The organism is Rhodohalobacter sulfatireducens (assembly GCF_022012475.1).
Lineage (GTDB): Bacteria > Bacteroidota > Rhodothermia > Balneolales > Balneolaceae > Rhodohalobacter > Rhodohalobacter sulfatireducens.
The window spans coordinates 33,464-57,958 of record NZ_JAKLWS010000016.1; the positions used below are offsets into that span (position 1 = coordinate 33,464).

The window sequence follows — 24,495 nt, forward strand, 5'->3', positions numbered from 1 at the left end:
TATGAAAACCCGTACAGCTTTGTTCGGTTTGATAACTTGTCTGTTACTCCTCTTTTTTTCTGCGGATGCAAATGCCCAGATCTCTGAACCCATTCTGAATTTGATTGAAAATAACAGGGCTGAGAATGCTTTGTGGGTGGTTCAGGTGCGAGACTCAAGCGGATCTGTATTGGAGAGTTATAATGCTGATAAGATTATTCGGCCGGCATCCAACCTTAAACTAATCAGTTCCGGCGCATATTTAGAGTTTCTTGGGGCTGACTATAAATTCAGAACAAGATTATATGGCGAAGGTGAACAAGCAGGAGATACCTGGTCGGGCGACATGGTTGTACAGGGATCGGGTGATCCGTCAATCAGTGGTGAGTTTTACCAGGATAACCCGCTGTTTTTGTTTGAGAAGTGGGCTGACCTGCTTATTGATAAGGGCATTCAGAAGATTGACGGAAATCTAATCGGCCACACCGGCCTCTTTGATGATATTCCCTACCCCGAAGGTTGGGAGTGGAGCGATCTGTCGTTTTATTATGCTCCCGAGATTAGTGCGCTGTCATTCAACGGAAATGTGGTAAACCTGGAAGTAGTTGCGGATGGACCCGTTGGCTCGGCACCGGAAATTCAATGGTTTCCATTTAACACTCCCTATGTTGAATTTATAAATGAACAGCAGATCACCCCGAGGGGCAGCAAATACGATGAGTCCTATCGCCGGGTTCTTGGAACCAACACCATAATCCTTCGAAGTACACTTCCACAGGGGTATTACGAAACCGAACCTCTCTCAATCCTGGAACCGGCGTACTATTTTATGGATACCTTTAAGCGGTATCTGGTAGAAAGGGGAGTTGAGGTGACGGGACAGATTTTTATAGATCATAATTACGAATTTTACAGTGAAAATGGATTACAGCTCTTGGATGAACATCAGTCCGAACCACTCCATGAATTAATTCAATGGATGAACCGTGAGAGTGATAACTTTTATACGGAGATGTTTCTGAAAAAAGCCGTCACGGAGGTTTACGGTGTCCAGGGTTCTACTGATTTAGGACTGGAGATGATGAAGTCGTATATGCAAGAGATGGCGTTTGATACTAGTCAGGTGAGTCTCAAAGATGCATCGGGGATGGCACCGGCCACGCTTTTGAAGGCAAGTGACTTGAATCGATACCTTTTAAAGGTACAGGAGAAAGAGTATTTTCCATACTTATACGAATCACTCTCTGTGGGTGGAAGAAACGGAACCCTGAGTTACAGGTTCAACAATAGTCCCGTATGGGGAAATTTTAATGGGAAAACCGGTTTTGTAACAGGAGTCCGGTCCCTTTCGGGTTACCTGGAAACAGAATCAGGACAGCGTCTGATCGTATCTATTTTTACAAATAATTATACAGCAAAGACCTCGCATGTTGATTTAATTCATCAGCGAATCCTCGAATACCTTCATTCAGCATATTAAATATGAGCTCAAAGACTACCATCCTGATTACCGACGATGAGCAGAGCATCCGCAATGTCCTGAAGGAGATTCTTGAGTTTGAGGATTACGCAACTCTTGAAGCCGAAAATGGCGAAGAAGCCCTTGAAAAAGTTGAGAAAGAGCGGGTGGACCTCGTGATGCTGGACATTAAAATGAAGGGAATGGACGGTATTGAAGTATTAGAGAAACTGAAAAAAACTAAACCCGAGATTCCGGTGATCATGATTTCCGGGCACGGCACGATTAAGATCGCCGTGGAAGCCACAAAGAATGGTGCGTTTGATTTCCTTGAAAAACCACCAGACCTAAACCGGCTATTGACAAGCGTTCGCAATGCTTTAAAAAGCGGCGAGCTGATCCAGGAGAACAGAGAAATTCGAAAAGAACTACATGGTAATACGGAGATAATCGGTGAGAGCCCGGCGATCCTTAAAGTGAAAAAGATGATTGAAAAGGTGGCCGCCAGCAACAGCCGTGTTTTGATTACTGGTGAGAATGGAACAGGGAAGGAGTTGGTAGCCCGCGCGATTCATGAAAAAAGTAAACGGTCGTCAAAGAAATTTGTGGATGTAAACTGTGCAGCGATACCTCCGGATCTGCTGGAAAGCGAACTGTTTGGTCATGAGAAAGGAGCATTTACCGGTGCATCCTCCCAGCGAATCGGGAAGTTTGAACAAGCCGACGGCGGAACATTGTTTCTTGATGAGATCGGTGATATGAGTGCGGACTCCCAGGCAAAAGTACTCAGAGCACTCCAGGAAAACCAGATTACCCGCGTGGGCGGATCGGAACGAATTGATGTTGACGTTCGAGTACTGTCGGCGACGAACCAGGATCTGCAAGAGCAGATTGAACACGGCAATTTTCGGGAAGACCTGTTTCACCGCCTGAATGTTATTCCCATACATCTGCCTCCACTGCGCGAGAGAAAGGATGATATCTCAATTTTAGCAAAGTGGTTTTTACAGCAGTTGTCTGAGCGGGAGATTGTATTTGCAGGCAAATCTTTTTCTGATGAGGCACTCGAACTGCTGGAAAAACAGTCGTGGTCGGGAAATATCCGGGAATTGCAAAACGTAGTTGAACGCCTTGCCCTTTTATCGACTGATGATGAAATATCTCCCGAGGATGTTGAACAGTTAGTTATCCAAAAAAAGAAGCAGAAGAATATGCTGGATGACATGCTGGATCAAACCGATAATTTCCATGAATACAAAGAGGAAGCCGAGCGAATGTTTTTGCTCAAAAAACTTGAAAAATACGACTGGAATGTGTCCGCTACCGCCGAGGCAATTGACATTCAAAGAAGTCACATCTATAACAAGATGAAGAAATACGATATTGAAAGATAGTCTTTTGTTTGTTGCTGGTTGTTAGTGGTTCGTTGAATAGCTAAACCACTAACCACTAACAACAGACAACTAACTACGAACAAAATACGATCTATGTCAGCCAAAATTATTGACGGAAGAAAAGTTGCAGATGAAACCATGTCCATCATCAAAGAGGATGTGGAAAACTGGGTAAAAGCAGGTAATCGACGTCCTTTTTTAAAGGTGGTGCAGGTGGGAACTGATCCTGCCTCCTCCACATATATAGGTGCAAAAACCCGCGCCTGTAAAAAAGTTGGAATTGATACAGACACCAAACATCTGCCGGATACCGTCTCAGCGAAAGAGTTAAAAGCCACAATCCGTTCATTTAACAAAGATGATTCAATCGATGGGCTTTTGGTTCAGCTTCCGTTGCCATCTCATCTCTCTTCGCATGATGTAATTGAGAGTATTGATCATCGCAAAGATGTTGATGGCTTTCACCCGATGAATGTGGGGCGATTGACGGTCGATCAGCCTACATTCCGATCGTGCACCCCCGCCGGAATTTTTGAGCTTTTCAAATACTACAGCATCCCGGTGAAGAGCAAACATGCGGTTGTTGTAGGAGCCAGTAATATAGTGGGTTCCCCGATGGCCATTATGCTCTCCAGAGAGAATGCATCCGGTAAAGCAACGACAACCATTTGTCATAAATTTACCCGCGATCTGACCAGCCATACGATCTCTGCAGATATACTCGTTGTAGCAGCGGGTCAACCTGAATTGATCAAGCCGGAGATGGTTAAGGAAGGAGCCGTTGTAATTGATGTGGGTATCAATCGTATTGCCGATGAGACATCAGAAAAAGGCTATAAACTGGTAGGCGATTGCGATTTTGAGGGCCTCAAAAAGAAAGTCAGTTGGATCACACCCGTTCCCGGAGGAGTGGGGCCCATGACAGTGGCTATGTTAATGAAAAACACATTACTGGCAGCCAAAAAATCGATCTACCCGGATGAGTAAACCCCATCAGACGGTTGTTTTTTCCATCCGATGGGTAGATAAATATCATGTGACCCTTCAGACCGCTTAAAGCGTTCAGACGTGATAGCATTCACGATTAAAAAAACAAGAAATAAAGTTATATTTAAGGATATAAGCTTTAAAAAAATTGCTCAAAATTTTCATTCATCTTACCAATATCTTAATTCAAATCTTATGAACAAACTATTAACATCAGTCGCTGTTGTGATCTGTTTATTCATGTTTACAGCGTGCGGCGAAGAGGAATCAATGACAGAAAATCCATTATTTACACCAAGTACACTCCCATTCGAGGCTCCAAATTTTGATGAAATATCTGAAGAGCATTACCGGCCGGCTTTTGAAGAGGGCATGGAACGTGAGCTTGCTCAGATGGACTCCATCGCATCAAACCCGGAACCTCCAACGTTTGAGAATACAATCGTTGCGATGGAAAAAAGCGGTCGATTGCTTGAGCGGACTGAGTCGGTATTTTATAATCTTACATCTGCTCATACCAACGATCAGATACAGGAGATTCAATCTGAAATGGCACCAAAACTGGCCTCCCACAGCGATAATATCTACCTGAATGCAGACCTGTTTGAAAGGGTACAGACCCTCTATGATCAGCGTGATGAGCTTGATCTTGACGAATCTTCCCTGAAACTTCTTGAAGATACATACAGGGATTTTGTTAGAGCCGGTGCACAGTTGACAGAAGAAGAGCAGCAGCGAATGAGGGAAATCAATGAACGAACTTCAACGCTTACAACCCAATTCCAGGATAATTTGTTAAAGCTGACGCAGGAACGGGCTGTTCTTGTTGATGATGTGGAAGAGCTCGACGGGTTGAGCGAGGACCGAATTGCCGCAGCAAAAGAAGCTGCCGAAGAGCGAGGACATGAGGGCCAATACCTTCTCTCGATTACAAATACTACCCGCGTACCGATTTTGAAAAGCCTGATTAACCGCGACCTGCGTGAACGGGTTTGGAAAGCATCAGCCTTTCGCGGAATTGGAGAGGACGGTGGGATCGATAATCGGCCTCTGGTTTTAGAACTTGTTGAACTGCGGGCCGAACGCGCCGCACTGCTTGGATATGACGACCATGCATCTTACAGGCATGATCCACAAACGGCCGAAAACCCAGAAAATGTGTTGGATATGCTAACCGACCTGATTCCCGCTGTGATTGCAAACACCGAACAGGAGGCTTCAAAGATCACTGAGATGATGCGGGAAGACGGCGTTGAGGGCGAACTCCAACCATGGGACTGGGAATATTACGCAGAGAAAGTTCGTCAGGCTGAGTACGACATTGACGAGGCGGAAGTCCGTCCCTACTTCGAGCTGGACCGTGTACTGAAAGATGGTGTTTTCTTTACAATGAATCAGCTCTTTGGAATTAGATTCGAGGAACGGTTTGATTTACCCGTTTACCACGAAGATGTTCGCATATTTGACGTGCTTGATGAAGACGGTTCACAAATCGGCCTGTTTTATGCCGATTACTTTACCCGCGATTCGAAGAGAGGGGGTGCATGGATGAATTCATTTGTCTCCCAATCACATCTGCTGGATAAAAAACCGGTGATTGTTAACGTAATGAATATTCCTCCCCCGGCAGAGGGTGAGCCGGCGCTTATCAGTTTTGACAATGTAAGCACGATGTTCCACGAGATGGGACACGCGGTTCACGGACTGTTTTCGGACGTTAAATATCCTTCGCAAAGTGGAACATCTGTACCGAGAGATTTTGTAGAATTCCCGTCAACTTTTGAAGAGGACTGGGCGGTATTGCCGGAAGTCCTTGAGAATTACGCTGTACACCATGAAACGGGTGAGCGAATTCCTCAGGATCTATTGGATAAAGTAATTGCGGCCCGAAATTTCAACCAGGGCTTTGATACGCAGGAATATTTGGCAGCAACAATGGTTGATCTTGAATGGCATCTGCTGGATACAACTGAGATTCCAAACGATGTGGTTGAATTTGAAGATGAGTCGCTTGCCAAATACGACCTGGATATGCAAGCCGTGCCTCCCCGCTACAAATCACCCTATTTTGCACATATTTTTGCAGGCGGATACTCTGCCAATTACTATGCATATATCTGGAGTGAAATTCTGGCTGCCGATGCATTTGCTTACATGAGGGAAAGCGGTGGACTGACAAGAGAAAATGGAGATCGATTTCGTGAATATATCCTCTCCAAAGGCGGCAGCCGAGATGCCATGGATCTGTACGAAACTTACAGAAACGGCGAACCGGATGTTGTTCATCTGCTCCGAAGAAGAGGTTTAACGGCAGAGAATTAAATGTTCACCCATAGAATGGGCAAGATCAGTCAAAGACTGATCGAGGGAGGATGACCCTCAGATTTTTCAATATTAAACTCATTCCCAAATCCGCGAAGTTTCGAAAACTTCGCGGATTTTTTTTAGTTAAAACCCACCTTTTTTTCATTAGCATCTCTCACTACAGTTTTTTATTTATGGGGATTGAAAATTATCTCCTTAAACAAATCGATGGTCTGCTAAGCATGAATCGAAGTGTATTTTTGCTCATTTTTATTAGCTTCATTATTCACAACGGTTGTACAGGTCCCAATTCAACCGAAACGGAACGGCCTAATATTATTTTTGTGATGACGGATGATCACGGGTACCAGGCGATCAGTGCCTATGGTTCCAATCTGATTGATACACCGAATATCGACCGGTTGGCGAACGAGGGGATGCTGTTCCGAAGAGCATATGTTTCCAACTCCATCTGTGCACCCAGTCGTGCTGCTATTCTCACCGGGAAGCATAGCCATATCAATGGACACATCAACAATGGGAGTGTTTTTGATTCAACACAGGTTACCTTTCCAAAATTACTACAGGAAGAGGGATATGAAACGGCGATTGTTGGAAAATGGCACCTGAAATCTGAACCCACAGGCTTTGATTTTTGGAAAGTATTACCGGGACAGGGGCATTATTACAACCCCGATTTCCGAACCCCTGAAGGCATGATTCAAGAGGAGGGACACTCAACGGAATTGATTACTGATACAGCCATCGAATATCTCGATTCAATTCGTGACCGGGAAAAACCTTTTATGTTGATGTACCAATTAAAGGCACCGCACCGGCAGTGGTGGCCATCGGCCGAAGATATTGGCGTATATACAGATCATGATTTTGAAGAACCGGAAAGCCTGTTTGATGATTATGAAAATCGAGGCACAGCGGCAAAAGAAGCGGAGATGAGAATAGCAGATCATATGGGACTCACATTGGATAATAAAATCCATCCGGATTCATTAGCGAAAACCGGAATTGAAGAGTTTAGCCCGAATATCTATCCGCGTATTTATCTGGATGTGTACAGTCGTTTGACTGATGAGCAGAAAGAACGATGGGATGCCTATTATGGCCCCATCAACAAAGAGTTTGTGGAAAACACGCCGAAAGAGGATGAGCTGACGAGATGGAAATTCCGGCGTTATATGGAGGATTATTTGGGAGTCGTTCGAAGTGTAGACCGAAATTTGGGGAGGCTGTTGGAGTACCTGGATGAGAACGGGCTCACTGACAACACAATGATCGTCTACACATCGGACCAGGGATTCTATCTCGGCGAACATGGTTGGTTTGATAAGCGATTTATGTATGAAGAATCTTTCCGAACTCCGCTCATCATCCGATATCCGTCAGTGATTCAGTCGGGATCAGAAAACAGTGACCTGGTTCAGAACATCGATTTTGCTCCAACGATTTTAGATGTGGCCGGGGTGCAAATCCCGGGCGAAATCCAGGGAGAAAGTTTAACGCCGCTCTTTGCGGGAAATAATACAGAATGGAGAGATCAGCTTTATTACCATTACTACGAGTATCCGGCTGAACATGCGGTGAAGCGGCACTACGGGATTCGGACGAATCGCTATAAACTCATCCACTTCTACTATGATATTGATGAATGGGAACTATATGATCTTGAAAATGACCCGCAGGAGATGATGAATCTCTACAATGATCCTGATTATGCAGAAATAAAAGATAGCTTGCATCTAGAATTGGAAGACCTGAGAGAACACTACCGGGATTCGGACGAGCTGACCAATCAATTCCTGCAACGAGATCTGGCTGAGGAGTAGTTCTTAATTATCGTCAGTTCGGGATAACAATGAATAAACTCATCTGCCGCAGGTGTTAAGCGAAGCGTCCTCGGTCAAAGAAGCCAGCTGGCGTTGTTGACTCACTTGTGGCACTGCATTGTATCAGCCGGAAGTCATTTGCCCATGACATCTTTTGCGAGCCAAGCGTCACGAATTCACTACCCGGATGAACGCTTCAAGGACCTGCGGACGCTTGAAGGTTCATAACTCATCTCTTTGGAAGTTTTGAATGAAGTGACATCTCTGGTCTACTGGCGGATTCATTTTTCTTGCAAAACAAATCCCGGATTATCTCAATTTATGCTCTGAAATGGCGGATTGAACACTTGCGCCAGTTTAGAGGATTTGATCCATATTTCTTATTAAGATATCCTCATCTTTAATATAATCATTTATAAAATGTATTAAATCATTCATAAAAAAATGATTTAAAAATATATAATTGAACTACAAAAATATATTATTTGTTTTATTACTAAATAGATAAAGTGGAATTAAATACAAACTAACATGTTGCATTTATTCAAAAATAATTTTTCAACCTTTGGGAAAATAGTGGTTGTACTGGCAGTATTTTTCCTGGCAGCTTGTTCAGGTCAGGGCTCCGGCGAGACGAACCGGATTTCGCAAGACGATACATCCTATGAGCAGTTGGATGATATTGAGATTACAAATGCTGTTGTTGATGAGTTAGCGATTACAAGAGGTATTGATGGAGATCTGCTCTCTGTTGAAACCAATGAAGGTATTGTAACACTTTCAGGTACCACGGATAACTTGTTGACGAAAGATCGTGCAACAAGTGTTGCGTCCACCATTAAAGGCGTTCGTTCCGTCGTAAACGATATTGAGGTTCAGAGTGATCGCCTGGATGTCTCGATTGCAGAAGATGTAGCCGATGCACTTCTTTCGGATCCCGCAACGGACTCGTGGGAAATTGAGTCGTCCGTAGAGGATGGAGTTGTAAATCTTACGGGCACTGTTGAATCCTGGAAAGAAAAAGAACTTGTAGCTACTGTTACGAAAGGTGTTGACGGTGTGATAGGCATCAATAATAACATAGATGTTGATTACGCTACCAATCGATCAGATGATGAAATACTTGGTGACGTTCAGGCTTCAATTGTCTGGAATAACCGGCTCGAAGACGGGCTCATCATTGTAGATGTGAACGATGGAGTGGTTGAACTCTCGGGAACGGTTGGAAGCCTGTTTGAGAAAAACCTGGCGAAAGATATTGCGCGCGTAGCCGGTGTAACAGATGTAAATGCTGCAGATCTCGAAGTAAAATCCTGGATGAGAGAAGAGATGGAGCGACAGGATTTCCTCGCCGATAAATCTGATGCAGATATTGAGAGGGCTGTGAATGACGCATTAGCCGTACATCCGCGAATTGACCCAGTAAATATTGAGGTTTCGGTTAACAACGGAATTGCAACGCTCACCGGAACCGTTGACAACCTGAAAACGGCACGGGCGGCAGCAGAGACGGCAAGCAATACCCGGGGCGTTATTGCGACCGAGCAGAATTTATCGGTTGATAACCAACTCGTAGTTACACCCGATGTGGACAGCACTGACGAAGAGGTTAGACAAGAAGTTGAGAATGCACTTGAGCGAGATCCGTTCGTGAGTGCAGCCGAGATCGACGTAGTTGCTGAAACCGGGATTGTAACATTGAGCGGAACGGCCGACAACTACTTTGAGAAATACCAGGCCGATGAAGTGGCTTCAACCGTGAACGGCGTCGTAGATATTATAAATGATATCAATGTTGACTACGAAGAGTTGACCTACGAACCAATGTTCTACGACTGGGATGTTGAACATCACGATTACGATTATGAACCGATTGTGATTGACGATGCCGATCTCGAGGAAGCCATTGAAAGTCAGCTGACCTGGTCGCCATATGTTAGCACCGTGAATGTAAATGTTGAAGTGCGAAACGGTGTGGCCACCCTGACAGGTACCGTATTGACGGAAACAGCTAAAGAGGAGGCGACTGAAGAAGCCTATGAAGCAGGTGCCCGGGAAGTTGTGAACAATCTTGAAACCAGCTAAATCAAAAAATTACTATTTGAGCCAAATGAGAAATGTCCGCTTGATTGCGGGCATTTTGTTTTTAAAACCGGTAAAGCTCACAAATGCAGAGTTATAGTTCAAGGAGAGTACATTGAAAGTTAAGAACTTCGCCTCCCGAGAGAGGAGTATTCTCCCTCCTCTTTCGTACAATAAATCCTCCAAAAAGGATATAGAATCGACTCATCTTTATTCACCCAATCACCGGCCCAGTCGAATCCATCTTTGCTGATGTTAGAAAACGTTAGGCGGTTAGTACTGAGAAAAGCTGCCCCTTCCATAATTACATTGTTCAGTTGGCTGAAAGATAACGGCATGAAGGAACGTTAGATTTACATTTAATTTGATAATGGATTTGCCGATTAATAAATTTTATCCACATAATAATTGTCCTATTTATCAACTGGTTCAAGAAATTATCAAGATAAATTCCTTGGGTAGAGTTCATCAGGGAGATCTTAGCGGCATTTTTGGGTGAGTAAAATTTAAGCCACCTCATAAACAACACTCGAAGGATTGTCAGTTCGTTGAGAGGCATCAAGCAGTTCTATTCCTACAATTTTTCCTTCTTTATCATAATCAATAATAATACCCGGCTTATCCTCGTCACTTTCAGCGATTTCGGAATCAGAGAATTTCAGATACATTGCATCTGCTTCTTTGTCGTATTTAATGTTCATATTTATCGATTTTGGAAGTTTTGTAGGCTGTAATGACAAATTAAGGATCTTTGCACGTATCCATGAAAACTCATAGTAAAATTTAGAATCTTTTTCATTCAATTCAGAATTTATATTGCCTTGATAGAGTCTGTCTGCTATAATGGAGATGGGAATTTTAACAAAGGTATCTGAACGGGATAGAGGATAAGTGACAGAATCAGGCTCAGTTCCAAAGAAAAAATTCGGTACATTTTTAGGAGTTTTCCTTCCCAGTGTTCTCACCGTACTGGGGCTGATCATGTATCTCCGGTTTGGTTGGGTGGTTGGAAACCTGGGCTTACCCTTAACCATTGTTACGGTTCTTCTCGCGAATGTCATTACATTTATTACCGGTCTGAGCGCCGCAGCGATTGCTACCAATATCAAAGTTGGAGTCGGCGGTGTGTACTACTTGATCTCAAGAAGTTTGGGACTGGAAACAGGCGGAGCGATCGGGATTGCATTTTATATCAGCCGTACGCTCAGTATCACATTTTATGCATTCGGCCTTTCTGAGTCGATTCTGATATTCTGGCCGGTGGAAACATGGGGTGCAATGCCGGGCTACGCCATCTCGGTTTTTACTGCCGGAATTATCATACTCATTACGTTTGCATCCGGGAAAAGTGCCGAACTGGTATTGAAGTTCCAGGTACCTATGCTGATCTTGGTTGTTCTATCCATTCTCTCGCTGATAGCCGGAGTATTCATGGGAGATTTGCGCATGCCGGAGTGGACTCCTGCGTATCGAACAGTAGCCCCGGAGGGTGGATTTTGGATAATATTTGCCGTGTTTTTTCCTGGGGTTACAGGATTTCTTGCCGGAATCGCGATGAGCGGGGATCTGAAAACGCCCGGTAAATCGATCAAGAATGGAACCATCAATTCGGTAATAACCGGTACGCTGGTCTATCTTCTCATACCCATTTTGATCTCTATAACAGCACTCCTGCCGTTTGATGACATTGCACAGGAAACATTCGGTCTTCGAACATGGACAGAGGCGGCTTTTCTTGGTGGTGTTTTCATCTACCCGGCTGCCTGGGGAGCCATTCTATCTTCGGCTATCGGCAGTGTGTTAAGCGGGCCGCGTGTGTTGCAGTCCCTCTCGATGGATGGTCTCGCCCCGAAATTTTTATCGCGTTTATCGAAAACCGGTCAGCCTACCATCGCTACCTGGTTTACGGGCGGAATAGCGCTGGCCGCCGTGGCTTTGGGAGATCTGAATACAGTAGCCAAATTTGTAACGGTTCTGTTCCTGACCCTTTATGTGGTGATTAATGTAGTTGCGGCGATCGAAAAACTGGTTGCCGAACCGTCGTACCGGCCGGCTGTGGATATCCCCTGGTATTGGTCACTAATCGGCGCATTTGGGGCATTATATGTTATGTACCTGATCAGCCCGGTCGCACTTGTGGCAGCACTGGGCCTGGAATTTGTATGCTATCTCTATTTCCAAAAGAAAGCGATTGAGCAGCAATGGGGCGATGTAAATGTTGGAATGTGGATGAAGGTTGCACGTTTCTCACTTTTGAGGATGAACAAGCACCGGGTGACATCGCGGAACTGGCGGCCGATTATCCTGCTTTTTGCAAAAAATATAAACGACCGGATCGAACTGGTGAACCTTGCAGCCGCCTTTGGGCAAAATCGCGGGATTTTTACCATCTCAAAGTTATTGTTCTCAGATGAAGCCCCATCACTCAGCGAACAGGAAAATTTAAAAGAGGAGATGGTGAATGAGGTCCGAAATCACGAACTGGAAGCATTTTGTGAAGTGAATGTAGTGGACTCATTAAAGCAGGGGATCCTGGAGGTATCAAAAGGCCACGGGATTGCAGGGTTAAAAACGAATACCGTGATGTTTGGATGGTCTGAAAATGAAGATGCGAATGTCAACCAGTTAAAGATTATTCGACAGCTTGCATCAGAGGGAAAGAATATAGTTCTGGCCAAGTTTAACGATCATAAAGCGTGGAAAGAAAAAAATCATCAGAGAATTGATATCTGGTGGGGCGGGCGAGATAACAATGGCGACCTGATGCTTATTCTTGCTTATATGCTGAAACTGAATAAAGAATGGGAGAAAGCGGAAATCAACATCCATGCCGTTGTCAATAACTCTATTGAGGGAGACAATTTGTACAAAGGAATTCGGGAATCACTCGATGAAGATCGAATTAAAGCGTCTGTGGATATTCTGATCAATAAAAAAGGCCGCAGATTTCCCGATCTGTTAAAAGAGAAAAGTGACGGTGCGGATATTGTCTTCTTAGGATTGAAGGAGACAGAAAAAGGAAAAGAGAGACAGCACATTGCCAAGATTAAAGAGCTGGCAGAAATTGGAAAAGTTGTAGTTTTTGCAGAGAACAACAGTATGGATGACACAATGCCGATCCTTTTGGAAAAATCCGGTGTCGATTGGGATTCGGAGGGTTGAGTCCATAGAGAGTAATCTCAGGTGTTTCGCCAAATAATTTGAATTCACTCCTCGTCTTAGCGCATACATGACTTCTCATTTAAATGAAATGCTTCTTCACAAAAAGCCGGCTCAGCCAAATCATCAAACCGCCAAAATAGAAAACAGTGATAATGGCAAAAAATGCATATGAAGTACCTTCAGTGACGTTTACAATACTCTGAAAAATCCAGTGGGTGGGTAGTAATCCAAAGAGATGGACAACATTCTCGGGAACAAAGAATGCAGCGAAGGGAAGAAGTACAATCATATTGAATGCTTTGATGTATATCATTCCCTGCATCCGGTTATCAACAACCGAGTTGATACCGAGGACATAAACCGGTACAACCATCGCTGCAAGTGCTGAAATCATTATGTTTGTACTTAAGCCAATCTCATAAAAGGGCTGAAGGGCGATCAGTCCCACATTGAAAAGGACAGTGATCAGATATGGAAAGATAAACCTGGATAGAAGAAACTGGTTTTCTGTGATTGGCGTAATTCCATAAAGGATTGAAACTCCGGTCTCTTTTTCCTCTATCAAAACCATGCTGTTGATGAAACAAAACATCTGTGTGTTTTCAATCACGCCGAGTACCAGAAAGAGTGGGAGATAGGGTACAAGTACGTCATAGCGATCTACCAGGCCGGGCAGAAACCAGATCATCAATCCGTAAAGTAAAATCGGTAGGAAAATAAACGAATAGAGTGAGGGATCCCGAAAGATCAGTTTAAAGTCAGTGACCGCTAATTTGAAGATTTTATTCATGACTGTTGATGGATAATTTTTGAGGTAAAGAACCGATAGGAACCGACATAAAAGATCGGAATCCAGATTAATAGAGAGAGGATAGAAACCCACGAGAGGTTAATGTTCGGGTTTAGAGAATCAGCAATCAGGTTTAAACCTCCCTGAATAGGAAATAGTTGGATGATGAAACCAAGATCAATTCCATTTAAATAGTGGAGCAGCGGTAGATTTACAATCGGCAGAAATACGGGGAATGACAGTAATGCGAATTTTAGAAAATCGTCGCTATATGCAAGTACCATAATTCCTAGCAAGACAGCAAGTATGGAGATGCCTAAAGCTCCAATACTAAATGCTACAAAATTAAAGGCAAATCCTTTTATGGAGATCACAAGACCTAACGAACAAAACAGGCCGATGACTGATAACGCTAACGTTTTGGAGAGGATATAGTGGTGTGTCTTAACCGGAGTAACAAAAATTGCCGGCAAAATTTGGTGCTTCATCTCCGTATAAATTGCCAGGGCAATAAAAAAGTAACCGATAACGGTCGGGTCGTTCAAGATTAGAGATACCAGCACTTTATCGATATAAGTAGATGAGCGCAGGAAGAATAGAAGAAGTCCATATATCAGTGTTACGATGATACTAATACTGATGATGTTGTTCTTTTGCAGTAAAATAAACTGCCACTTGAGCTGTTTTGCCAGTGTTTTCATCAAGTCAGTGTTTTACCCGTTACGTTTATAAATACCTCATCCAAAGTGGCCTCCATTGTATGAATTCGGCTCACTGCACCTTTCTTCAGAAACCCAATGAATTCCGGGTTATTTCCCAGGTCTGAAATTGAAAACTCTTGGGATTGACCATCTTTCAATTCTACTCTTACCGCTTCTTTTCCATACTGAGATTTCAGTGTCTCTGGTGAATCAGTGATCCGCAGTTCGCCTTCTACGATAAATGCCACGCGATCGCAGAGTTCATCGGCGGTATGCATGCTGTGAGTGGTAATAAAAATTGTCTTTCCTCTTTCTTGTAGATCGCTAATGTGATTTCGGATCATCTGTGCGTTTACTGGATCGAGGCCCGCAGTCGGTTCATCAAAAAATAGAATATCCGGATCATGCTGAATGGCGCGGATAAAATTCAACCTCATTTTCATACCTTTTGAATAGGTCTCTACCGGCTTGCTGATGGCATCTTGAAGCCCCACCATCTCAAAAAGATCGGTTCTATCTCTTTGTTTTCCAATCGGATAAAATGAACCAAACAGATCAAGGTTTTCGAGCCCGGTCAATTTCTGATAGTGATTCGGCAGCTCAAATCCCACGCCTATTTTTTCAAAGTAGGCGAGATCCCAATCATTCAAATCCTTCCCGTCGATTTTTACTTCGCCCGAGTAGTTTGAAAGTGTTTTATAGAGTACTTTTTGAGCCGTGCTTTTTCCCGCTCCCGAGGGTCCCAAAAATCCGAACAGTTCTCCCTGTTTGATCTCAAAACTAATCCCCTTCAGCGTCAAAGACTCATTTTTAGGATATTGAAATTTCAGGTTATTGACGAGTATCATGTTGACTCCTTGTCCAGCGCTCGTTGTAATATTTTGATATAATTATCCACCGTTTCCATCAGTTGATCCACCTTTCCTTCGTACACCGGTTTTCCTTTTTTAATACTTTCTTTTGGGTTGATATGGCCGGTAACCTCCATCTGTTCATTAATCGCTCTCCCATTTTTATAGAGGATAAACCCGATCGTTTTAATAGGAATATCATCGCGGAAAAGTCCTAATTCAACTTCATGTTTGGCCATCTGTTCAAACCCTGCAATGATGTTCGTTAACATCTCGTCATACAGTCCTTTCACGGAAGGGGAGTTGAGGTTATCTGCCAGACTGTGCAGAAAATGACTCTCCAGCGGGTTTTCGAGATCGAATTTTACTCCTTCTGAATAAAGCGAGCGAAAGTATCCCCAAAAGTCATTGAAGTTTTCACGTTTCAACTGACCGACATATTTCATCTTTACAGCCGAGCACTCCTCAATGAGATAAGTAAAAAGATCTAATTTGTCATCGAAATACTGGTACACGCTTCCTTTAGCAATTCCAAGCGATTTCACAACTGAACTGAGAGAAGCTTTATCGTACGGATGAATCGCAAATTCCCTTAGAAATGCATTTGTGATCTTCTCTTTCTTTTCTTCAGGCAGATTATGGAAGGTATCTTTTGGCATCGCAATATGATTGATGTGACTACCCAGTCATATTATGGAATTCGAATGTGACTCGCCAGTCAAAAATTAATTTAATGAAAGATTTTATGCACAGGCATTCATCAGTAAACAAAGATCTTTGAATTGAATTTATCGGAAGTCATTCAAATTCTTGATAAATTAAATTTATAAGTATGGAGAGTATGTGATGAAAAAAGAGAATGATGTAATAAGAAAGATATTTAAACGAAATCTGTGTTTGGCATTCCTTTTAATCATTTTGTCTTTTCAATTAGCAGAGGCCCAAATTGAAGGAATTTCTGAGGGTGATCGCGTAAAGGTTACTGCTCCTTCAGTTAAATCGGGAAATATCAAAGGTGCTATAATCACCCTGGAAGATTCGTTTTTAACGGTCTCGGAAAAGGATACAACATTTACTATTTCCTATGAAAGTATCCGAAGATTACAAGTATCTGAAGGCGAAAAATTAGCAATCGGTAAGGGAGCGCTTATTGGGGGATTGAGTGGTGCACTAACCGTTGGTATGATTAGTTTGGCAACGAACGAAACCTGTGATGAAGATGAATGGTGTATAATTGAATTCACAAATGCCGAAGCTTTTGGAATCGGAGCTTTAATTGGAGGATTAGGAGGAATGGCAGCCGGAGCATTGATCGGTGCATTTATTACTATCGATCGATGGGAAAAAGTACCGGTTACTTTATCCATGAATTCTTATCAATCAAGGTATCAGTTAACTGAAAACCGATCTATCCTGACCATACAATTTATTTTTTGATAATGATTATTCTGTGAGCATTATTTGTAATTGCTTTTTTAGAGTGTACAGAATAAAATTGGTTCAGAAAGTAGTGAAAGAAGATATAATTAACTCTGTGTCTCCCCGGCTAATCGGTTCATTCTAAAATCTCATATTCAACTGACTATCCGCATCCAGGTCGCGGAACTGGAGCTCATAGAGATGGCTGTACAGACCTTTTTGTTCGATTAGTTCGAGGTGTGTTCCCTCCTCTACAATTTCACCTTCATCTAAAACAAGAATGCGGTTTGCATGTTGAACGGTGGAGAGCCGGTGCGCAATCACAAATGTGGTTCGGTTTTGCATCAGGCGGTAGAGCGCTTCCTGGACCTGGGCTTCCGATTCTGAGTCAAGGGAAGAGGTCGCTTCATCCAGTAAAAGAATCGCCGGGTTTTTGAGGATAGCCCGCGCAATGGCCAGCCTTTGCCGCTGACCGCCACTCAGTTTTACACCTCGTTCGCCAATGGGTGTATCATATCCATGTTCTGTCTCGAGAATAAACTCATGAGCATTGGCATCTTTTGCAGCCCGGATCACTTCCTCATCCGTAGCATCCAGTTTACCATAAAGAATATTGTCTTTAATGCTGGTTCCAAACAGGTGAATCTCCTGCGGAACAATAGAGATCTTTTCACGGAGTGATTTTACCTTTAAGTCTCGAATATCCTGTCCGTCGATCAGGATTGAACCATCCTGGGGATCATAAAATCGCGGGAGCAAATTCAGGAGTGTAGTTTTTCCTGCGCCACTGGGGCCAACGAGTGCAATCGTTTCACCTGCTTTTCCTTCAAAAGAGATTCCTTTCAGCACATCTCGTCCGTCTTCATAAGCAAAATGGAGATTTTCAAGCGTAACCTGGCCTTTTACATTTTTCAGTGGCTTGGCTCCTGGTGAATCTTCTATTTCAGGAGTTTCATCCAACAGTTCAAAAATCCGTTCTGATGCACCCGCTGCTGAGTTTACTGCTGTATAAAGCCGAGAGGATTGGTTGATGGATCGTGAGATATTCAATGCATAGATGATGAAAGCTACCAGATCACCGGCGGTTAATCGTCCCGCGAGAACTTCCTGCCCGCCATACCAAAAGATGATAACCAATGTTGTCATAAACATGATTCCAACACCGGACCAAAAAAGCTGTGTGAGTACCACTTTTCGGCGAGCCGTTTTAAACAGTTTCTCGACGGCAGTTTGATATCGATCCACTTCGTAATCTTCGCGAACAAAAGCTTTTACCAGTCGAACCGCACTAAGGGCATCCTCAGCCACCGCTGTTGAATCAGCCAGTTCATCCTGGATCCCCCGGGAGAGTTCACGGATCTTTTTACCGAAATATCGCGTAGCGATAGTAACAACCGGAACCGTCAGGAAGATCACGGAACTGAGGCGCCAGTTAAGCATAATCATCAGCGAAACTGAACCGATCAGGGAAAATGTAATGGTAAGAAGTTGGGGCAGGGAATCGGTTAAAGCGGTTCGGATTGATCCCACATCATTCGTTAGGCGTGACGTGATTTCGCCCAAACGCCGTTCTGCAAAAAACCGAAATCCTAACCGGTGCAGGTGCTGATAGACTTTCTTCCGAAGATCGGTGATCACCCTTTCGCCAACCCACTCAAGGTGATAATTGCCGGTAAAAGAAAAGACAGCTTGAAGGATGAATAAGAAGAAGAGCCCAATAGCGAGCAAGTTCAGTAAATCGGCATCCCCGGATTCAAAAACGGCATCCAGCAGTTCACGTAGTCCCAGCGGTACGGTCAGCCAAATTGCAGAGGCGATAATGGTCGCCACTGTAGCTGCATAAAACCGGAAGCGGTAGGGTTTGCTTAGATCAAATATTTCCATCAAAGTCGTCCAGAGTGACTTGATGGATCGCTGTTGTACTTCTTTTTCTTCTTCTGGCATTGAATAAAATTATGGATTCTTGTAAAAGGGGATGGCGCAAGCGTCATCGCTCGTGGCACTTTAACTCGGGAGTGTTCTCAATGTCTATGACTAGCGCAAGTTTGTAACTTGTGCGATGAAGATCCAATTTGCAAACTTGAACCAGTTATTGACGCTTACGCCATCTCAATGTCTCAGGTTTTCAATTTTAATTATTCAAACCATTATGTTACAAATTTAATGCCAACAAGTTGAGATTTTTTGCGTTCAATTCATTATCTATCAGAAATAAAAAACGAATCTACTCAAGGTATGGATGGGGAACTCATCACGTGGATATTTTTAGTTGGCGGAATTCTACTTATGCTGCTTGAGGCGTTGATTCCGGGAGGCGTTACGTTCATCCTGGGATTCAGCGGGTTGGGTGTGGGTATACTCCGGTATCTCGGTTTTTTGGAGGATCCGTTTACTGCCACATTTACATGGCTGTTCTCCTCCATGGCGTTAACAATTCTGATTCGGCCTTTTATCAAAAAGTATTTCCCGGGGGAAACGTCTTTCAAGTTCGCTGATGAAGATTACGAGGCGATGGATCAAATTGTGGATGTAGTTGAACCGATCAACGAGTTTGACAACAATGGACGTATCCGATACCAGGGAATTTCATGGCAGGCAAGATCTATGGAAGGTAAGATTCCGACAGGTACAAAAGTTCGAATCAAGTATAGGGAAAATACAACTTGGATTGTGGAGCCGGTAGATTCGCTCGAACCCCAAAAAACTCAACTTAAAAATAAAAACAGGAATTAATATGTGGACAGTACTTTTAGTTATTATCGTACTCATGTATGTTATCTTCACGCGGTTATTCCAGATCGTGGAGTTTCGTGAAGAGGTGATTCAAGAGAGACTTGGTAAATACAAAAAAACACTTAAACCGGGATTTCATTTTTTGATCCCGTTTGTGGATCGTCCCGCCTACAGCCAGGAGATGCGCGAGCAGGTGATCGATGTTCCCAGCCAGACCTGTATCACAAAAGATAACATCGAGGTGACGGTGGACGGGCTAGTTTACCTGAAGGTTATGGATTCATACAAAGCCAGTTACGGGATTTCAAATTATCATGCGGCGGCGGTAAATCTTGCACAGACAACGATGCGGAGTGAAATCGGGAAAATTACACTTGATGATACGTTTTCCGAACGGGAGATGATGAATGAGAATATTGTCCGCGAAATTGACAAGGCTGCTGATCCCTGGGGTATAAAGGTACTTCGGTACGAGATCAAAAATATCCGTCCATCGAAAGAGATCATTGATACCATGGAGAAACAGATGGAGGCCGAGCGGGAGAAAAGAGCCGAAATCACGCATTCTGAAGGTCACAGGCAGGCGCGAATCAATGAATCGGAAGGGGAGCAGACCAGCCAGGTATTGGTTTCTGAGGCTGAACGACAGCGAAGAATTAATGAATCAAAAGGACGTGCACAGGAAATCGAACTGATAGCAGAAGCGACAGCGAAAGGTATCCGGCGGGTGGCAGAGGCGATACAACGCCCCGGCGGAGATATAGCTGTGAAGACAAAACTCGTGGAACAGTATATCAATCAGTTTGGCAAGATTATTAAAAGTACGAATGTTTCCGTTCTGCCAACGGAGACCGCTAACTTGAAAACCTTTTTTGAAGGTGTGAGTAAAGTGAGTGACCATACAAAATCGTCAACAAGCACTAAAGGAGGGAAATAATTATGGAGATTTTAAATACAATTAGTCAGCTGCTGTTGGCGATTTTTTCGGTTTATGTGATGTTCCAATTCGTACGAGCCATACGATTGGTGCCCAATCAATTCAATTTTATTGTAGAAAGGCTTGGAAATTATCATAAAACACTCGGCGCGGGTTTTCACGCTCTCGTACCTTTTATCGACAAGGTGGTTTACAAGCAGGATTTAAGAGAAGAAACGATTGAAGTGGAACCACAGGAATGTTTCACCAGGGATAATGTAAAGGTGGAAGTGGATGGGGTGATCTACATCAGCGTAATGGATCCGGTCAATGCCAGCTATGGTGTCACTGATTATCGCTATGCGGCCGTTCAGCTTGCGCAAACGACTACCCGGTCTGTGATCGGTATCATGGATCTTGACCAAACATTCGAAGAACGCGCCAAAATGAGCAAGGAAGTTGTAGAAGTACTGAGTGAGATGGAGCGCCCGTGGGGGATTAAGGTTCATCGCTACGAAATCAAAAATATCATGACGCCGAGAACCGTGCAAAAAGCAATGGAGCGGCAGATGACAGCTGAACGAGATCGTCGTGCGGTAATTGCAAAGTCAGAAGGTGTGAAAGGTGCAAATGTAAATGACGCAGAGGGGATGCGTACACAAATTATCAACATCTCTGAAGCTGAGATGCAGAAACGAATTAATGAAGCTGAGGGTACAGCACAGGAGATTGAAGCGATTGCAGAAGCTACCGCAAAATCAATAGAGCAGATTGCGGATGCACTGAGTCAGCCGAGCGGGAAAGAGGCGATGCAGCTACAACTTGCCGAAAAATATCTTGATGTTTTGGAAGGGCTCGGCCGGGATGAGAATGATATAATTCTGCCCAAAGATATTACCAATTACGATGCCTTGATGGAGGGTTTGTCGCTGGATAAGATGGTGTTAGGCTCTGATGCGACGGGGAAGAAAGAGTAAGAATCTCTAACAAGGGGTTATCGGATGAATAGATAATTCTCTAATTTGAATAGAAGGTGATAAGACTCATCCGATAACTTTAGGATTCTTGTACCGAAGATCATCTCCGGAACACAAGTTTGAAGCTCTGCTTCAAATCAAATGGATTGTGATAAACCAGGAATTTGGAAATGACTGGCAATGAATTCATTGATATTATGCTTCAATAAGTATTCTTCTTGATGGATTACTCAGAAATAAAAAGTCTTTTCCTGAAGTCGTTTATCGGCTTCTTAATTCTTACGGCTGTAATTGCCATTCTCACTGTTGTAAGTGGAGAAGTCGGAGATGTGCAGGCAAGAATTTTAGGAACTACATTTACCATATCTATTGCCAGCATCTGCGCAATGTCCTGTGCTGCTTTTCTTGAGAAAAGAAATTTCAAACCGGCGGGAATTAGCGGAATGGTCTTCTCGCTTTTAAGTGCAATTCTGATAATTACCGAGATTTGGGCGGAGATTGGGGGTGACCTCTATTTTGATATCACAATTGCAGCCGTTGTCTTTGCATTTTCATTTGCGCATTCATTACTTCTCTATTTACCCGTTTTGGCTGATGATAAGAGATGGGTTCAGCATACGACAGCCGTTACCATTACAATTCTGGGGGTACAGATTATAGCGGGAATATGGTTTGAGATTGATAATCAACTTTATTTCAGAACCATGACTGTGGTCGCCATTCTGGTAGGTCTTGAAACGCTTGTAATACCTATTTTGATGAAATTGAATGATAGAGTTTCTGATGAGAAAGAGATATTAACACTCGAAAAAATCGATGAAAATACCTACCAGGATGCATCAGGGAATAAGTATGATGTTCAAAAGAAAACAAATGAATTTTGAGTTTAATGACTGAGGTTCCGATTCAACAAAGAAAATGTGACTAGAAGCTTTCATTAATCAATCATCGTATGATTGATTGGCAAGTCTAGTGAATTGATGTTTGCTTAAAATTTATCTGATGAATCTCAAAATGATGACCCACCTATTTTGAATATCCAAAATAGTCGAAATCTTTTTTAAGAAGTGAATAAACGTTTTCAATTAACTCAGGTGTGAAAGAATTTGTTTTATTATTCTCACTTACATTGAGATGAACATTCAGGTTGGTATTTTTGAAATCCGGCATTTCTCCAGCCTTTAGACACATTTCATTAAGTTTGTCAATTAATAATGCGATGTCATTTTCAAAATTTTCAATCCTGCCTGTAAAATCAATGTTACAACCCTCTACAAAGTTATATTGTAATAAAGGTGTCAATCCTTCTCTGCTCCAATTTGTTAGGTTTTGCTGATGAAAATGGTGAGGCATGCCTTCCATTATCCAATCTCTAAAAGACAATTCCGTATAGGGTTTTAAACACAAATTTTTATGATATCGATACCAGGATTCAGTTCGGTCATAAGGATTTCGAGAAAAACAAAATACAAACAGATTTTCAAGGTCATATCTTTCTTTTAAGACCACTCCTCTTTGGTGATTTTCATGAATAAATTTTGAATTTGTATTGTCAAGATCTCTGTTTTTTCCGATATCAAGAACCTTTCTTATTGAATTGCTGCCATTCTTGGGAATCGAAATAAAAACCCCCACTCTCTTTGGATGATTTTGGAAGGCTGTCTTTAATAGCTTATTTATTTTTTTATGCACATTTAAAAAGGAAAACATCTTTGTCTGTTAGTGTTTATTATGTCTTTTTCATTGCCAAAATATGTAAAGCCGCTATAAAACTTGCAGAATAAATTTTCACTTTATATGATTATGGTTTTCAAATAGCTTTCCCGAAGAGTCTTATTGGAACGGAATCACATAGTTCTGCTTCTCAAAAAATATTAAGAATCCTGTTTTTGGAATTGCATTGGGTTTGAATACTTTTTTTTAAACCAACAAGAAAATTTAAAAATGCTTCAAATAACTTTTAGAGAATTTCTCCTTATCACAATTTGTTTTCTCCCGATCTTGCAATCCTGTGGAGAAGCCGACTTCCGGCAGGAACTTCCGGCAGAGGAAGGCACTCTATCCATAAACGGTACTGAAATTTACTACAATATCGTGGGGGAGGGGGAGCCGATTATTATTATTCACGGTGGGCCGGTGCTGGATCACGGGTATCTTGAATCCTCTTTTGAACCGCTTGCTCAAAATTATCAACTGCTATATTATGATCAAAGGCTTAGTGGCAGGTCATCTGCCAATGTGGATCGTTCAGGTATTACATTGGACAATTTCGTGGAAGATATCGAAGCTCTGCGTCAGGAGTTCCAATTTGATAATATACACTTGCTGGCGCATTCCTGGGGCGGTTTGCTGGCGATGAAGTATGCGATCAAGTACCCCTCGAACCTGAACTCACTGATATTGCTAAATTCTATGCCGGCGAATACAGAAGACTGGAGGCAGGAATCGCAAATGGTTGCCCGGAGAACATCGGTAGAAGACAGCCTGGAACGTCAGGAACTGATGAGTTCGGAGCTTTTTCAAAACGATCCTCCAAAAGCGATTGAACAACTTCTGATTATATCATTCCGGAATCAATTTGAAAATCCTTCACTTGCTGATAGCCTGGACTTTTATATTCCTGAGGATTATATGGTTCGGAGCCAGCGATTTGGAAGTTTAATGGCTGAACTTTCGAATTATGATCTCTACGAGTCGTTGAGTTCGCTGCAAATACCAACACTTTTAGTGTATGGAAGCAGTGAACCGGCGGTTGAGATAAGCGGTCAAAAATTGGACTCCACTATTTCAAATTCCCATTTGTCAGTCATACAAAATTCAGGTCATTTTCCGTTTATTGAACAACCGGATCAATTAATGAACGAACTTCAGACTTTTCTTGGTTCGTTGGAGTAGTA

The 24,495-nt window shown here is 42.9% G+C and carries 21 protein-coding genes; 13 read left to right on the top strand and 8 right to left on the bottom strand.

The features are described 5' to 3' along the window. The first annotated feature begins 1 nt into the window (after position 1). From dacB to L6773_RS12760, 6 genes are all read left to right on the top strand, one after another. On the top strand, positions 2 to 1,459 hold the full coding sequence (gene dacB, locus L6773_RS12735) for a D-alanyl-D-alanine carboxypeptidase/D-alanyl-D-alanine endopeptidase (protein WP_237854810.1): 1,458 nt from the start codon (positions 2 to 4) through the stop codon (positions 1,457 to 1,459). Between the two features lie 2 nt (positions 1,460 to 1,461). After that, positions 1,462 to 2,832 carry a sigma-54-dependent transcriptional regulator gene (locus tag L6773_RS12740; protein ID WP_237854811.1) on the top strand — a complete coding sequence of 457 codons (1,371 nt, stop codon included), beginning with the start codon at positions 1,462 to 1,464 and terminating at the stop codon, positions 2,830 to 2,832. 93 nt (positions 2,833 to 2,925) lie between these two features. Beyond that, positions 2,926 to 3,819 carry a bifunctional methylenetetrahydrofolate dehydrogenase/methenyltetrahydrofolate cyclohydrolase FolD gene (folD, locus tag L6773_RS12745; protein ID WP_237854812.1) on the top strand — a complete coding sequence of 298 codons (894 nt, stop codon included), beginning with the start codon at positions 2,926 to 2,928 and terminating at the stop codon, positions 3,817 to 3,819. 195 nt (positions 3,820 to 4,014) lie between these two features. Beyond that, entirely contained in the window at positions 4,015 to 6,141 is a 2,127-nt protein-coding gene (locus L6773_RS12750; protein WP_237854813.1) for a M3 family metallopeptidase, read from the top strand. Positions 6,142 to 6,365: 224 nt separating this feature from the next. Further along, positions 6,366 to 7,967 carry a sulfatase family protein gene (locus L6773_RS12755; protein WP_237854814.1) on the top strand — a complete coding sequence of 534 codons (1,602 nt, stop codon included), beginning with the start codon at positions 6,366 to 6,368 and terminating at the stop codon, positions 7,965 to 7,967. 531 nt (positions 7,968 to 8,498) lie between these two features. Further along, positions 8,499 to 10,052 carry a BON domain-containing protein gene (locus L6773_RS12760; RefSeq protein WP_237854815.1) on the top strand — a complete coding sequence of 518 codons (1,554 nt, stop codon included), beginning with the start codon at positions 8,499 to 8,501 and terminating at the stop codon, positions 10,050 to 10,052. Positions 10,053 to 10,171: 119 nt separating this feature from the next. Here the strand turns inward: L6773_RS12760 and L6773_RS12765 are convergent, their stop codons facing one another. Both L6773_RS12765 and L6773_RS12770 read right to left on the bottom strand, forming a co-directional pair. Further along, on the bottom strand, positions 10,172 to 10,387 hold the full coding sequence (locus L6773_RS12765) for a hypothetical protein (protein WP_237854816.1): 216 nt from the start codon (positions 10,385 to 10,387) through the stop codon (positions 10,172 to 10,174). A gap of 168 nt (positions 10,388 to 10,555) precedes the next feature. After that, positions 10,556 to 10,750, bottom strand: coding sequence for a DUF2283 domain-containing protein (locus tag L6773_RS12770; protein WP_237854817.1), 195 nt, complete (start codon positions 10,748 to 10,750; stop codon positions 10,556 to 10,558). A 190-nt stretch (positions 10,751 to 10,940) separates the two neighbouring features. Here L6773_RS12770 and L6773_RS12775 point away from each other — a divergent pair, with 190 nt between their 5' ends. After that, entirely contained in the window at positions 10,941 to 13,211 is a 2,271-nt protein-coding gene (locus tag L6773_RS12775) for an APC family permease (RefSeq protein ID WP_237854818.1), read from the top strand. A gap of 79 nt (positions 13,212 to 13,290) precedes the next feature. Here the strand turns inward: L6773_RS12775 and L6773_RS12780 are convergent, their stop codons facing one another. The 4 genes from L6773_RS12780 to L6773_RS12795 are packed head-to-tail and all read right to left on the bottom strand — an operon-like array spanning position 13,291 to position 16,212. Then, on the bottom strand, positions 13,291 to 14,001 hold the full coding sequence (locus L6773_RS12780) for an Rv2686c family ABC transporter permease subunit (RefSeq protein ID WP_237854819.1): 711 nt from the start codon (positions 13,999 to 14,001) through the stop codon (positions 13,291 to 13,293). After that, positions 13,998 to 14,702 (bottom strand): fluoroquinolone export ABC transporter permease subunit, encoded by a 705-nt coding sequence (locus tag L6773_RS12785; RefSeq protein ID WP_237854820.1) that lies wholly within the window; start codon positions 14,700 to 14,702, stop codon positions 13,998 to 14,000. The genes L6773_RS12780 and L6773_RS12785 overlap by 4 nt, the downstream gene beginning before the upstream one ends. Beyond that, complete coding sequence (locus L6773_RS12790) at positions 14,702 to 15,550, bottom strand: ABC transporter ATP-binding protein (RefSeq protein WP_237854821.1); 849 nt, start codon at positions 15,548 to 15,550, stop codon at positions 14,702 to 14,704. The genes L6773_RS12785 and L6773_RS12790 overlap by 1 nt, the downstream gene beginning before the upstream one ends. Continuing rightward, on the bottom strand, positions 15,547 to 16,212 hold the full coding sequence (locus L6773_RS12795) for a TetR/AcrR family transcriptional regulator (protein ID WP_237854822.1): 666 nt from the start codon (positions 16,210 to 16,212) through the stop codon (positions 15,547 to 15,549). Before L6773_RS12795 ends, L6773_RS12790 begins: the two co-directional genes overlap by 4 nt. A gap of 238 nt (positions 16,213 to 16,450) precedes the next feature. On the opposite strand from L6773_RS12795, the gene L6773_RS12800 reads away from it, so the two are divergent. Next, a complete protein-coding gene (locus tag L6773_RS12800) occupies positions 16,451 to 16,990 on the top strand; it encodes a hypothetical protein (protein WP_237854823.1) in 540 nt (179 codons plus the stop codon). A 123-nt stretch (positions 16,991 to 17,113) separates the two neighbouring features. Here the strand turns inward: L6773_RS12800 and L6773_RS12805 are convergent, their stop codons facing one another. Next, complete coding sequence (locus L6773_RS12805; RefSeq protein WP_237854824.1) at positions 17,114 to 18,916, bottom strand: ABC transporter ATP-binding protein; 1,803 nt, start codon at positions 18,914 to 18,916, stop codon at positions 17,114 to 17,116. A 291-nt stretch (positions 18,917 to 19,207) separates the two neighbouring features. Here L6773_RS12805 and L6773_RS12810 point away from each other — a divergent pair, with 291 nt between their 5' ends. The 4 genes from L6773_RS12810 to L6773_RS12825 all read left to right on the top strand — a co-directional run bounded on the left by L6773_RS12810 (position 19,208) and on the right by L6773_RS12825 (position 22,482). Further along, positions 19,208 to 19,705, top strand: coding sequence for an NfeD family protein (locus tag L6773_RS12810; protein ID WP_237854825.1), 498 nt, complete (start codon positions 19,208 to 19,210; stop codon positions 19,703 to 19,705). Position 19,706: 1 nt separating this feature from the next. Then, complete coding sequence (locus L6773_RS12815; protein WP_237854826.1) at positions 19,707 to 20,642, top strand: SPFH domain-containing protein; 936 nt, start codon at positions 19,707 to 19,709, stop codon at positions 20,640 to 20,642. A gap of 2 nt (positions 20,643 to 20,644) precedes the next feature. Further along, positions 20,645 to 21,598 carry an SPFH domain-containing protein gene (locus L6773_RS12820; RefSeq protein WP_237854827.1) on the top strand — a complete coding sequence of 318 codons (954 nt, stop codon included), beginning with the start codon at positions 20,645 to 20,647 and terminating at the stop codon, positions 21,596 to 21,598. Positions 21,599 to 21,819: 221 nt separating this feature from the next. Beyond that, positions 21,820 to 22,482 (top strand): hypothetical protein, encoded by a 663-nt coding sequence (locus tag L6773_RS12825; RefSeq protein ID WP_237854828.1) that lies wholly within the window; start codon positions 21,820 to 21,822, stop codon positions 22,480 to 22,482. Positions 22,483 to 22,624: 142 nt separating this feature from the next. Here L6773_RS12825 and L6773_RS12830 read toward each other — a convergent pair whose 3' ends face one another. Next, a complete protein-coding gene (locus tag L6773_RS12830) occupies positions 22,625 to 23,308 on the bottom strand; it encodes a sulfotransferase family 2 domain-containing protein (RefSeq protein WP_237854829.1) in 684 nt (227 codons plus the stop codon). A gap of 234 nt (positions 23,309 to 23,542) precedes the next feature. Between L6773_RS12830 and L6773_RS12835 the strand changes: the two genes are divergently transcribed. Further along, positions 23,543 to 24,493, top strand: coding sequence for an alpha/beta fold hydrolase (locus L6773_RS12835; RefSeq protein WP_237854830.1), 951 nt, complete (start codon positions 23,543 to 23,545; stop codon positions 24,491 to 24,493). Positions 24,494 to 24,495: the final 2 nt, after the last annotated feature.